We start from the raw sequence: 13,010 nt of genomic DNA, 5'->3' as shown, positions 1-13,010 counted from the left end.
AGTGAACCCCATCCTTAGAGGCGGGAGGCCTGAGCGGAAAGACCTTCCGGTTCGCGTGGACGCGCCTTATCAGGCGGGCATGGCGGCTGAGATTTCGCGACGGCAGCTTCTGATCGGCGGGGGCGCCGGCGTCGGCCTCATCGTGGCGTGGGCGGCGTGGCCGCGCCGCTATGGCGCGCGTCCCGCGGCGGCGGCCGGCGAGACGGTGATGGGGCCGTTCCTCAAGATCGGCGCGGACGGGCATGTTACGGTGATCGTGCCGCAGGCCGAGACGGGGCAGGGCGCATGGACCGCGCTCCCCCAGATGCTTGCCGATGAGCTGGGCTGCGACTGGCGGACGGTGGCGGTGGAGCCCGCGCCGATCGGGCCGCTCTACGCCAACGCCCTGGCGGTGGAAGGGCTGGCGGCGGACGTGACGCCGGTGCCGCTCCGCAAGGTCACGATGCGGCTGGCGGATCGCTGGGCGGCCGACCATGAGGCGATGCTGACCGGCTTCTCGACCTCGGTGCGCGCCTTCGAGCGGCCGATGCGCGAGGCGGGCGCGACGGCGCGGGCGCTGCTCTGCATGGCGGCGGCGAGGCGCTGGGATGCGGACTGGCGCGCCTGCGACACGCAGGCCGGCTTCGTGATCCGCGGCAACGACAGGCTGCGCTTCGCCGAACTCGCGGCCGAGGCCGCATCGCTCACCCCGCCCAAGACGCCGCCGCTGCGCGCGCCCGGTGAGGGCAAGCTCGCCGGCCAGCCGCTCCCCCGGATTGATGTCCCTGCCAAGATCGACGGCTCGATGCGCTTCGCCGCCGATGTGCGCTTGCCCGGCATGGTCTTCGCCGCGATCCGGCAGGCGCCTCCGGGCGACAGCCGTCTGGTGCATCTCGACAAGGAGGCCGCGCGGGCGGTGCCCGATCTGGTCGCGATCCTTGACAATCCGGGTTGGGTGGCGGCGGTCGGCGACAATTGGTGGGCGGCCAATCGCGCGCTGGACAAGCTCGCGCCACGCTTCGAGACGAAGGGCGGCCTGCCCGACAGCGGCTCGATCGACGCCGCGCTGGCGAAGGCGCTGGCGGCGGACGGCCATTCGATCCTGTCCCATGGCAAGCCGGACGGGCTGCTCGGGGATCAGGCGATCCACGCCGACTACAGCGCCGGCCTCGCCGCCCATGCCGCGATCGAGACGCCCGCCGCCACCGCCCGGATCACCGACGGGAGGCTGGATCTGTGGGTCGGCACGCAGGCGCCCGCCGCCGCCCGCGCCGCCGCCGCGCGGGCGATCGGCGTCCCGGAAGGCGACGTGATGCTCTACCCGATGCCGCTCGGCGGCGGCTTCGGCGCGGGCTTTGACACGCGGCCGGCGGAGCAGGCGGCGATCCTCGCGCAGAAGCTCGGCCGCCCGGTGCAGCTCATGTGGTCGCGCGTGGAGGAGTGCCTGCATGATCGCTTTCGTCCGCCGGCGCGCGCGCGCCTGTCGGCGGCGCTGGGGCCGGGCGGCACGATCGCCGCGTGGCGCGCCCAGGTCGCGACCCCGGCCACGATCCGCGACACGGTGGAGAGGCTCTATCCTTCGCTCCCCATCGAGCATGGCGGCGAGCCGGCGGCGGTGGAGGGGATGCTGCCCGGCTATGCCATCCCGGCCTTCGCCATCGACCATCATCCCGCTGACATCGCGCTTCCCACCGGCGTGCTGCGCGGCGAGACGGCGGGCGTCACCACCTTCTTCGCCGAGAGTTTCATCGATGAGCTGGCGCTGAAGGCCGGGGCGGACCCGCTGTCCTTCCGTATCACGCTGCTCGGCGCCAATCCGCGCCTCGCCCACTGCCTCTCCACCGCCGCGACGCTCGGCGGCTGGGAGGGGGGCGGCAAGGGATCGGGGCAGGGCCTCGCCTGCTTCGCGGGCTATGGCAGCTTCATCGCGGTGATGGCCGAGGCGCATGTCGGCGCGGACGGCCGGATCACGGTGAGCCGGCTGACCGCCAGCGTCGATTGCGGCCGGGCGGTGAACCCCGCCCTCGTCCGCCAGCAGATCGAGGGCGGGCTGCTCTTCGCGCTGCCCGCGGCGATCGGCGATCCGATCACCGTCACGCGCGGGTTGCCCGACCAGCGCCGGCTGGGCGCGCTCGGCCTGCCGAAGCTCAGCCAGCTGCCCGAACTTCAGGTCGACATCGTGGCGAGCACCGCCGCGCCGGGGGGAGTCTCGGGCCTCGCCGTGCCGCCGGTCGCGCCTGCTATCGCCAATGCCCTCGCGGCCGCCACCGGCCGCCGTTGCCGCACACTCCCGCTGAGGTCCGCCGCATGACCACCTCCGTTGTTCCCCCTCGCGCCGGGGCGCCGCGCATCGGCGTGCTGCTCGTCAACCTCGGAACGCCCGACGCCGCCGAGCCGGGCGCGGTGCGCCGCTATCTCGCCGAGTTCCTCTCGGACAAGCGGGTGGTGGAAATCCCGGCCCCGCTGTGGAAGCCGATCCTGCATGGGCTCATCCTGCGCACCCGCCCGAAGAAATCCGCCCATGCCTATGCCCAGGTGTGGCGCGAGGACGGCTCGCCGCTGGCGGCCATCACACGGCTTCAGGCGGCGGCGCTCAAGGATGCGTTCGGGCCGCAGGTGATCGTCGACTACGCCATGCGCTACGGCCGCCCGGCCATTGCGGAGCGGCTGACGGCGCTCAAGGATCGTGGCTGCGAGCGCATCCTGATCGCGCCGCTCTACCCGCAATATTGCGCCGCGACGACGGCCACCGCCAACGACAAGGCCTTCGAGGCGCTGGCGACGATGCGCTGGCAGCCGGCGATCCGGACCCTGCCGCCTTATTATGACGATCCCGCTTATATCGGTGCGCTGGCGGCGTCGGTGCGCGCCTCGCTGGAGGCGCTCGATTTCGAGCCTCAGGCGATCGTCGCGAGCTTCCACGGGATGCCGCAGCGAACCATGGAGCTGGGCGACCCCTATCACGACCATTGCCGGACGACGGCCCGTCTCCTGTCCGAGGCGCTTGGCCGCGACCTGATCGTCGCCTTCCAGTCCCGTTTCGGACGCGCCAAGTGGCTGGAGCCCGCCACCGACACCACGCTGGAGGCCCTGCCGGGCAAGGGCGTCACCCGTGTCGCGGTCGTTGCGCCGGGCTTTTCGGCCGATTGCGTCGAGACGCTGGAGGAGATCGCGCTGCGCGGCCGCGAGAGCTTCGAGGGGGCGGGCGGCCAGCGCTTCGCCTACCTTCCATGTCTGAATGATGACGGTCCCGGCATCGACATGTTGCGAATTGTCATAAAGCGGGAACTTGAAGGCTGGATGAGGCTTCCCTAGGCTTTCGACATCCTGAGAATGTGGGGAGAGGCAAATGAACCGCGTAGCAATCGTGACCGGCGGGACCCGTGGGATCGGCGAGGCGATCAGCGTTGCGCTGCGCGACATGGGCGTGAAAGTCGCCGCGAACTATGCGGGCGACGACGCCAAGGCGCAGGCCTTCACCGAGAAGACGGGCATCCCGGCCTATAAGTGGGACGTGTCGGATTTCGATGCCTGCCATGCGGGCGTCGAGAAGGTGGAGGCCGATCTCGGGCCCGTGGACATCATTGTCAACAATGCCGGCATCACGCGCGACAGCACCATTCTCAAGCAGAGCTATGAGCAGTGGAAGGCGGTGATCGACACCAATCTCGGCGGTTGCTTCAACATGGCGAAGGCGACCTTCCCGGGGATGCGCCAGCGCGGCTGGGGCCGGATCGTCAACATCGGCTCGATCAACGGGCAGGCGGGCCAGTACGGCCAGGTCAACTATGCCGCCGCCAAGTCCGGCATCCACGGCTTCACCAAGGCGCTGGCGCAGGAGGGCGCCAAGTTTGGCGTGACGGTTAACGCGATCGCGCCGGGCTATATCGACACCGACATGGTCGCCGCCGTGCCGGAGGACGTGCTGGAGAAGATCGTCGCCAAGATCCCGGTCGGCCGGCTCGGTCACGCCTCCGAGATCGCGCGCGGCGTCGCCTTCCTCGTGGCGGAGGATGGCGGCTTCATCACCGGCTCGACGCTGTCGATCAACGGCGGCCAGCACATGTATTGAGGCGGGCTCGGGTGGCCGGTCCGATCAAGCGCTCGGTCGCGATCGCCGGCCACTCGACCTCGATCAGCCTCGAACCGATCTTCTGGGAGGCCCTGGGGGAGGAGGCGGCTGAGCTTTCGCTCCCCCTGTCCGCGCTGGTGGCGCGCATCGATGCCGAGCGCATCGAGGCGGATGAACCCGCCAATCTCGCCAGCGCGATCCGCGTGTGGCTGTTCGAGCGGGCGCGAGAAAGAAACTAGAACTGCGGATATGGGCGAGCTGCGCCGTCTTCGATCCGGGAGACGCTTGCGCGCCGGATGATACGGGAGAGGCGGATGCCGAAGCCCGCCCAGATGCGATGGATATTGGCCGATAAGGCGGCGGGCCGCGCCGGGCTGCCGGTATTGCGCTTCCGCCGCTGTGCCGCGATCTCCGTCTCGATCGCGATGCTGGCCGCCGCGCCGGTCCACGCCAGCCCCCATGGCTGGGCCGATGCCAGCGATATTGGCCGCGACGTGCTGATCTCTGCGGCACTGGCTGTTCCTGCGGTGCAGGGCGATTGGCATGGCGATATCGAGGCCGGAGCGAGCATCGTGGTCGCCGGTGGCGCCGCATGGGCGCTCAAGGAGGCCTTTCCCGAAGAGCGGCCGGATCATAGCGATCGGAAGAGCTTTCCGTCAGGCCATAGCGCGGAGGCCTTTGCCGCCGCCGCGACGCTGGAGAACCGGTATGGCTGGCGGGCGGGGCTTCCGGCCTTTGCCGTCGCGAGCTTCGTGGCGACGGCGCGCGTCGAGGCGCGGAAGCACCACTGGTATGATGCGGTCGCCGGCGCGGCTATCGGAACGGGCAGTGGCTTTCTACTGACGCGCCGGCATGACAGCGGCGTGCGCTTGCTGCCCTGGGCGGATTCCCAAGGCGGCGGAATGGCCCTGGCCGCCCGCTTCTAGGCTGCTTCGAAGGCTGTTGCTGACAGCGCGGCGCTGTCCGCGATGGAGCAAGCCCCTGCCTCCATCGAAGGCAGGGGCTTGTCCTGTGCCTTACTCCGCGCTCGTCTCGGCGTGACGGGCGAGGAGGATGCGGGCCTGCGCCGCCACCTGCGCCAGCATCGCAGGCGTCACGCTCGCGGCGGTGCGGGCGCGCTGCACGAGGCGGGCGAAGCGTTCCACCCGTGCCTGATGCTGCGCCAGCCACTGGTCGACCAGCGCCACCGGACCGGCCTTCCCCGCACGGGCGAGGAAATCGAGGCGGAGCTGCTCGAAATCACGCGCGAGGCCGGCGGTGAGCAGGCGCTCCCACGGATCGGTCGGCGCGGCGCGCTGGGCCGCGGCCTTCGCCCAGTCGAGCCCGAGCGCCTCGCCGAGGCGGACATAGGCGGCCACCACGTCGATCTCGCTCCAGCCCTGGCGTGCGGCGAGCGAGGCGGTCGCGATCGCGCCGTCCAGCTCGTAGAGGCGGGCGACGCGCATCGCCAGCGCGGGGCTCGCGCCGGTCTCCAGCAGGCGGTTGTTGATCTGGGCCGTGGCGCCGCGCACCTCGGCCTTGACCAGCCTGTCGACCTCCTTGTCGAGCCGGGCCACGCCGGGCGCGAGCGCGGCGGCCATCTCGCCGGGCAGGGTCGACGGGTTGGCGACGCGCAGCAGGTCCGCGATGTGCAGGCGGATCATCCGCGCCGCGACGTCGAGCAGCTCGAGGCGGCCCGTTTCGGGCATGGGCTCGGCCTCGATGTCGGCGAAGAGCTGGGTCAGGCCGAAGATCGTGTCGCAGGCGAGATAGGCACCGGCGACGCGCGCGAGGCCAACGCCTTCCTCCTCCGACAGCTCGAAGGGCGCGACGAGGCCGAGGCGGTTGACCACGCCGTTGGCGACCTTGGTGGCGATGATCTCGCCGCGCAGGCGGTGGCGGTCGATCGCGTCGCCGAAGCGGGCCTGCATCGGCACCGGGAAGGCCTTGTGCAGGATCGGCGAGAGCGTCGGATCGCCGATGATCGGCGAGGCTTCGATCGCGGCCTGGAGCGTCAGCTTGGCGTGGCTCAGGATCACGGCCAGCTCGGGGCGGGTGAGGCCGTGGCCGTCCTGCGCGCGGCGGCTCAGTTCGTCGTTGCCCTTCAGCCCCTCGACCTTGCGATCGAGACGGCCGGTGGATTCGAGATCCACGATCACGCCGACCTGACCCGGCAGCGCCGCCGGTCCGCCACGCTCGGCGGACGAGAGCGACAGCGTCTGGAGGCGGTTGTCCTCCAGCACGATCGCCGCCACGTCGTCGGTCATGCTGGCGAGGAAGGCGTTGCGATCCTCGAAGGAGAGCCGGCCCTCCGCCATCTCGGCGTTGAGCGCGATCTTGATGTTGACCTCGTTGTCCGAGCAGTCGACGCCCGCCGAATTGTCGATGAAGTCGGTGTTCGAGCGGCCACCCTGCAAGCCGAACTCGATGCGGCCCGCCTGCGTGGTGGACAGGTTCGCGCCCTCGCCGATCACCTTGCAGCGGAGCTGGTTGGCGTCGACGCGGTTGGCGTCGTTGGCCGGATCGCCCGCGTCGGTGTGGCTCTGGGTCGAGGCCTTGATGTAGGTGCCGATGCCGCCGAACCACAGCAGGTCCACAGGCGACTTGAGGATCGACTGGATCAGCGTGGTGGGATCATAGGTGCCGGGCTCGATGCCGAGCGCGGCCGCCGCCTCGGCGGAGACGGGGATCGCCTTCTGGCTGCGCGGGAAGACGCCGCCGCCAGCCGAGATCAGCTTCTCGTTATAGTCGGCCCAGCTCGATGCCGGCAGGGCGAACAGGCGCGCCCGCTCGTCCCAGCTCTTCGCGAGGTCCGGGTTGGGATCGAGGAAGATGTGGCGGTGATCGAAGGCGGCGACCAGCTTGATCGTCTTCGACAGCAACATGCCGTTGCCGAACACGTCGCCCGACATGTCGCCGCAGCCTGCCGTCACGATCGGGTCGGACTGCACGTCCACGCCCATCTCGGCGAAGTGGCGGGTGACCGACACCCACGCGCCGCGCGCGGTGATGCCCATCGCCTTGTGGTCGTAGCCGTGGCTGCCACCGGAGGCGAAGGCATCGCCCAGCCAGAAGCCATGCTCGACGGCGATCGCGTTGGCGATGTCGGAGAAGGTGGCCGTGCCCTTGTCGGCGGCGACGACGAAATAGGGGTCCTGCCCGTCACGGATGCGGACATGCTCGGGGTGTACCACCGCGTCCGCGACGATGTTGTCGGTGACCGACAGCAGCGAGCGGATGAAGATGCGGTAGCTCTCCGTGCCCTCGGCCAGCCACGCCTTGCGGTCGGCGGGCGAGGGGAGCTGCTTGGGATAGAAGCCGCCCTTGGCGCCGGTCGGCACGATGACGGCGTTCTTCACCACCTGCGCCTTCATCAGGCCGAGGATCTCGGTGCGGAAGTCGTCACGCCGATCGGACCAGCGCAAGCCGCCGCGCGCGATCGGGCCGCCGCGCAGATGGATGCCCTCGACACGCGGCGAATAGACCCAGATCTCGCGCCACGGACGCGGGGCGGGGAGGTCCGGCACGGTCGCGCTGTCGAGCTTGAAGGCGAGCGCTTCCTCGGATGCCGGCGCGAAGGCGTTGGTGCGCAGGATCGATTCGATCAGGCCGCGCATCCGGCGCAGGATGCGGTCATCGTCGATCGCGGCGACGGCGACGAGGCCTTCGTCGATCGCGGCGAGCGCTTCCTTGGCCTTCTTCTCAGACGCGTGCTTGGGATCGTGGCGGGCGTCGAACAGCTCGACGAAGCCGCGCGTCACCTGCGGCGCGCGGGCCATCGCGTCGGCGACGGTGACGAGGCCGTAGTTGAGGCCGGTCTGCCGCAGATAGCGGAACCAGGCGCGCAGCAGCACGACGGCGCGCGGTTCGAGCCCGATGCCGACGAGCAGCTTGTTGAAGCCGTCATTCTCGGCGCGGCCTTCGAGCACCTGCGCGATCGCCTGCTCGGCGACGTCTGCGCGGGCCATCAGCGTGTCAGCGGAGCCTTCGGGCGCCTGGAGCAGGAATTCATGGATATGGCCGAGCTTGCCGCCGTCGAGCGCGGTCGGCATCTCCTCCAGCACGACGAAGCCGAAATTCTCCAGCACCGGCACCACGTCGGACAGCGGCACCAGCCCGCCCGTGCGGTAGATTTTGAGGTGCAGGCGGCCCTGCTCCTCGCCGGCGCGGGCGAAGAGGCGGGCGGCGCGATCCGCATCGCTGCCGAGCGCGGAGAGGCGGATGATGTCGTCAGCGGCCTCGGCGGCGTCCGAGCGGCCGCGATAGCCGGCGGGGAAGGCGCCTGCATAGCCGAGCGCGAGACGGGCGGCGCGGCTGGCGCCGACACGTTCGGTCAGCGCGCCCTCGACGGCGGGCGCCCAGCCGCGCACCATCTGCTCCAGACGGCGATCCAGCGGTTCGGCATCGGGCAAGGTGGCGCTGGCGGGCAGCGCGACGGTGTAGCGCAGCAGCGCCATGTCGCCGTCGCCGAGGTCGATCGCCCAGTTGACGAGACGGCCCGAGGCGGCCTCCGCGATCATCCGGCCCAGCGCCTCGCGACGGCTGGTGGTCAGCTCCTCGCGCGGCAGCCAGACGAAGGCGAAGAGGTGACGGCGCAGCACGTCGTCGATCAGGATCAGCTTCGGACGCGGCCGGTCGGCGAGCGACATGGCGGTGAGCGCCACCTGCTTCAGCGCGCGCGGCGGGAAGGCGATGATGAGATCGTGCGGCAGCTCGTAGAGCGCGTGGCGCAGCGCCTTGCCGGCATGGCTGGCCGGATCGAAGCCCAGCTCCTCCTCCAGATCGGAAAGGCGGCGGCGCAGCAGCGGCACGCGATCGGGCCGGGTGGCGAGCGCGTTCGACGTCCACAGGCCGAGGTGGATTTCGAGGCCGGTGACGCGCGGGCCGTCGCGGTGCGGCAGCACCACCATGTCGAGCGGCAGGCGGCGGTGGACCGTCGCGACACGATCGGCCTTGAGCAGCAGCGGCGCCTCGTTGCCTGCCTCGAACCAGGCGATCGCGGCGGCGCGGGCGGCATCGCCCCACACGGCGGTGGCATCCGAACGCGGAATGCCGATGGCGTCGGTCAGCGTGCCGTCCGCCGCCTCGCGGCGATAGCCGAGCAGCGTCATGTTGCCGTCGAGGAACCAGCGCAGCAGCGCCGCGCCCTCGCCGTCAGGCAGGTGGCCGGCGCCCTCGCGCAGGGCGTGCTGGAGCATCGGCCAGTCCTCGACCGCGGCGCGGACATGCGAGAGCACGTCCTCCAGCTCGTCGACGATGGCACGGCGATCCTTGGCGTCGGCGCGCTCGATCTCGAGATAGATGATGGACTCGCGGCGCTCGCCCTCGGTGCGGGCGGGGAGCAGGCCGGTCAGGCGCCCCTCGGCGTCGCGGCGCACCGCCACGATCGGATGGAGCAGGCGATGGACGGCGAGGCCCCGCGCGGCCACCGCGGCGGCCACCGAGTCGACCAGGAAGGGCATGTCGTCATTGACGATCACCAGCCGCATCAGACGACGGCCGCCTTCGCTGCCGGTCGATTCCAGCGCGACGCTGGGCTGGCCGGGCGCACGCCGGGACGCCGTCTGCGCGACGAAGGCCGCGGCGGCCTTGCTATCCTCTTCGCTGAAGCCGTCGGTTTCGCCGGGAAGTGCGTCCGCCGTCAGGATCGCGGCAATCTCCGCGGCGAACGCGTTCGCGTCCTCCGCCTGTTTGCCGGAAGCCGTTTCGCTCGCCACAGATGCCGTCATTTTCGCTCCGCTCCTTGCGCGGTATGCCCGTTGATCGGGGCTGGTTTCGGGGCCGCTATGCGCCCGTCAGCGGCGCTTCTCAACCCCGCATGGCATTGAGCAACGCCGCCCCCGGCAAGGGCTCGTCTAGCGGATCATTGTTGCGTTTGGCTGTCGCTGTCAGCGCGTGATCTTGCGGATCGCGCGATCGACCAGAGTCGCTTCCTCGGGCACGGGCGCGATGACGGCGAGGCGGCCATTCTCCTCCCGGCGCGCGAGCAGCAACACGAACTCGCCCGGATCGGACGGCAGATCGAGCATCGCCTGCGGCTCCACCTTGCGCAGCGCGGCACGGGCGATCTCGGCATGGCTGGGCGGCGCGGAGGCGGGCTTGCGCGCGGCGCGCTCGGCCGCGACCATCGCCTTGAGGCCGCCCGGCTGCATGTCGATATGGCTGGCGAGCGTCCCTGCGCCGAGGCCGATGCGGCGGGCATGGGAGAGGGCGGCGGCGAACTCGGTCGCGCGCGCCTTGTCGACGCCCATGCCGAAGATGAGCTTGATGACCGCCGTCATCGGCGCACGGGCCTGCGCCTTGATGCCCGAATCGTCCAGCAGCTCGGTATATTCGTCCGGCCGCACCTCGGAGAGCAGCGCGAAGTCGTAGGCGAGGCCCAGCGCGCGATAGAGCGCGGCGCGGCTCGACAGCCGGGCGCCCTGCGCACGCTCGGCATGTTCGCGTGCAGCGGCAAGGTGGTCCGCCAGCGCGGCATTGTGGCCGGGCATGACGATGTCGGGTTCACCCGAATCCCCTGCCTCTTCCTGGCCCCCGAGCGCCAGCAGCAAGGATGAATCGTCGAGCCCGCTGCCCGGACCGTCCGCCCAGAGCGGCACATCGACGGGGCCGAGCGCCTGCCCCACTTCGAGCACCAGCTCGGCGGCGACATCGGCTTCGGCCAGCTCCTTCCAGTTGATGACGCCGTAGACATGGTCGATCGTCTCGTCGTCCGCCGAGAAGGGCATCAGAATGCCGCGATAGAGCGTATTATGTCCCCGCTGGCTGACGAACTCGGCCTCGAAGCCGATCGGCGCGCGGTTGGCGAGGATCTGGAGATAATGATCGGTGAGGCGGCTCAGGAGCGAACGGCTCGGCACATCCTCGATCGAGCGAATTTCATCCGTCACCCCGCATTCGAGGCGCAGCGCGTCGCCGAGATAGGCGATGGCGGGATTTTCCGCGCCGCCGCTGAAATCGAGCAGCACCGAATGCGGGCCGAAATCGCCCGCGTCCCGCGGATCGAGATCCTGGATCGACGGATAGGTGCGCCCGCGCAGCAGCGAGACCCAGAAATTATAGGCGCGCACATGCATGCGACGTTCGTCGCCGCCGATCAGGGGCGGACGCTCGGGCTCGATGTCGGCTTCATGATCCTCACGATCGGGGTCTGGCCCGACCGCTCGCAGCTCGTCCATCCAGCGCACTCCACACCACCGCGCGACACCTGTTGCGCGGGCCAGACTATGACCATCCCCTGTCATGGTTGAAATAGGGTAAAGCTGCGACGAGGTGTCTTGTGCTCTGCAAAACTCGCTGCTAGAGGCCCCGGCACCGGCGAGCCGCCTTAGCTCAGCTGGTAGAGCATCGCATTCGTAATGCGGGGGTCACAGGTTCGAGTCCTGTAGGCGGCACCACTACACACCCATATGGTACGACGTGCGCTATCGTGCATGGTCAAAAGTCCCGAAAATTCGGGCATCTTTGGCTTGTCGGTCATCCGGGGCGATCCGTGTAGATTTGAACCCGTCCGGTTCAAAAAGTGTACCTCGGGATGATCCGTCCGAGGGGCTTTCCAGCCCCACTCGAAGGAGGCCATCATGCCCTTGTCGTCAGACGACGTACGCGATGTGATCCCAGAAAACCGGCCCTTCCTGCTGTGCGATGGCGCAGGGCTCTATCTCGAGGTTCGCCCGACCGGCGCGAAGCTCTGGAAGATGCGCTACCGGCATGCCGGGCGTCCGCGGAAAATCTCCCTTGGCGAATATCCTCTCATCTCCCTCGAAGAGGCACGCGAGCGGCGCGACAGCGCGAGAGCTATGCTCGCCGTTGGACGTGATCCGGCCAGCGAAAAGGCGCGAAAGCGGCTCGATGAAAGGCGGCGGGCCGGCTCGACGTTCCGCGAGGTCGCCCGCGAATATATCGAGAAGATGGAAGCGGAAGACCGCAGTCCGCTGACTCTCAAGAAGCTGCGCTGGTTTCTCGATCTCGTCGATCGCGATATCGGCAGCATTCAGATTGACGAACTTCACCCCATGCAGTTGCTCGAGGCCCTTCGCCGCATCGAGGCGAGGGGGCACCGCGAAACGGCCGGGCGGGTGCGGTCATTCGCTTCGCGCGTCTGTCGCTATGCAGTCGTGACGGCGCGCACAACCACCAATCCCGCAGACACTTTGCGAGGAGCTTTGCTCACGCCAAAGGTGCGGCATCTCTCGGCGATCACAGATCCGGCCAAGGTGGGCGAGCTGCTACGGGCGATCGACCGTTGCACGGGGCAGCCGGAAACGACGATCGCGCTGAAGCTTGCGCCGCACGTCTATGTTCGTCCCGGCGAGCTTCGAAAGGCCGAGTGGCAGGAGATCGACTGGGACAATGCCGTCTGGCGCATCCCCGGTCCCCGGATGAAGATGAAGCTGCCGCACACCGTGCCGCTATCGCGTCAGTCGCTTGAGATCCTGCGCTTTCTCTGGTCAATCCGGCGCAGCGACCACTTCCTCTTCCCTTCCGTTCGATCAAACAGGCAATGCATTTCCGACATTGTGATGAATGTCGCGCTTCGGCGCATCGGTTTCTCTAAGGAGGAGATGACGCCGCACGGATTTCGGGCGCTCGCGACCACGCTGTTGAACGAGAGTGGTCTCTGGCACCCCGACGCGATCGAGCGATCACTGGCCCATGGAGAGAAAAATGCCGTTCGTGCGGCTTATCACCGGGGTGCTCACTGGGATGAGCGCGTCAGAATGGCGCAATGGTGGTCGGATCATCTGGACGCGCTCAAGGCGGACACCGCAGCCGCCAGTTCGTCCGGACCCGAGGAGTCGAAGCGGCGCCCTGCCAGTTCGTCACTTTCTGGAGGTGGGGTCTCCCTCGCCGAGAGGCGCCGATTGCTGGCGGCTAGCGGACATCGATCCAAAGCGCTGTGACCGGGCCATCTGGACTGATGCACAGGTCAGAAATGGCTAAAACATAAGGAAATCTATCATGTTGAAGAGCGTACGCA

Annotated in this window: 8 protein-coding genes and 1 tRNA gene; 7 read left to right on the top strand and 2 right to left on the bottom strand. The window is 69.1% G+C overall.

From position 1 onward, the window contains the following. Positions 1 to 79: 79 nt before the first annotated feature. From ST3T6A_RS0101945 to ST3T6A_RS19095, 5 genes are all read left to right on the top strand, one after another. Positions 80 to 2,290 carry a molybdopterin cofactor-binding domain-containing protein gene (locus ST3T6A_RS0101945; RefSeq protein WP_026359349.1) on the top strand — a complete coding sequence of 737 codons (2,211 nt, stop codon included), beginning with the start codon at positions 80 to 82 and terminating at the stop codon, positions 2,288 to 2,290. Continuing rightward, entirely contained in the window at positions 2,287 to 3,294 is a 1,008-nt protein-coding gene (gene hemH / locus ST3T6A_RS0101940) for a ferrochelatase (protein WP_019831201.1), read from the top strand. Before ST3T6A_RS0101945 ends, hemH begins: the two co-directional genes overlap by 4 nt. A gap of 34 nt (positions 3,295 to 3,328) precedes the next feature. Then, entirely contained in the window at positions 3,329 to 4,051 is a 723-nt protein-coding gene (phbB, locus tag ST3T6A_RS0101935; RefSeq protein ID WP_019831200.1) for an acetoacetyl-CoA reductase, read from the top strand. Positions 4,052 to 4,062: 11 nt separating this feature from the next. Next, the gene (locus tag ST3T6A_RS0101930) at positions 4,063 to 4,290 is read left to right on the top strand and encodes a ribbon-helix-helix domain-containing protein (protein ID WP_019831199.1); all 228 of its coding nucleotides are present in this window, start codon (positions 4,063 to 4,065) and stop codon (positions 4,288 to 4,290) included. 75 nt (positions 4,291 to 4,365) lie between these two features. Then, complete coding sequence (locus ST3T6A_RS19095) at positions 4,366 to 4,977, top strand: phosphatase PAP2 family protein (RefSeq protein WP_019831198.1); 612 nt, start codon at positions 4,366 to 4,368, stop codon at positions 4,975 to 4,977. A gap of 90 nt (positions 4,978 to 5,067) precedes the next feature. On the opposite strand, the gene ST3T6A_RS0101920 is transcribed toward ST3T6A_RS19095, so the two are convergent. Both ST3T6A_RS0101920 and ST3T6A_RS0101915 read right to left on the bottom strand, forming a co-directional pair. Then, positions 5,068 to 9,759: an NAD-glutamate dehydrogenase gene (locus ST3T6A_RS0101920; RefSeq protein WP_019831197.1), complete on the bottom strand. Its 4,692-nt coding sequence runs from the start codon at positions 9,757 to 9,759 to the stop codon at positions 5,068 to 5,070. A gap of 159 nt (positions 9,760 to 9,918) precedes the next feature. Further along, positions 9,919 to 11,208, bottom strand: a complete 1,290-nt coding sequence (locus ST3T6A_RS0101915) for a hypothetical protein (RefSeq protein ID WP_019831196.1) — start codon at positions 11,206 to 11,208, stop codon at positions 9,919 to 9,921. 143 nt (positions 11,209 to 11,351) lie between these two features. Between ST3T6A_RS0101915 and ST3T6A_RS0101910 the strand changes: the two genes are divergently transcribed. Together ST3T6A_RS0101910 and ST3T6A_RS0101905 are read left to right on the top strand one after the other, a co-directional pair. After that, positions 11,352 to 11,427: transfer RNA gene (locus ST3T6A_RS0101910), tRNA-Thr, on the top strand. 183 nt (positions 11,428 to 11,610) lie between these two features. Next, a complete protein-coding gene (locus ST3T6A_RS0101905) occupies positions 11,611 to 12,933 on the top strand; it encodes a tyrosine-type recombinase/integrase (RefSeq protein WP_019831195.1) in 1,323 nt (440 codons plus the stop codon). The last annotated feature ends 77 nt before the right edge of the window (positions 12,934 to 13,010 follow it).

The sequence above is a fragment of the Sphingomonas sp. PR090111-T3T-6A genome (genome assembly GCF_000383095.1).
In the GTDB taxonomy this organism is placed as follows: Bacteria; Pseudomonadota; Alphaproteobacteria; order Sphingomonadales; family Sphingomonadaceae; genus Solisphingomonas.
The sequence above is the reverse complement of the archived record's forward strand: the minus strand, read 5'-3'. Positions and strand labels throughout refer to the sequence as shown.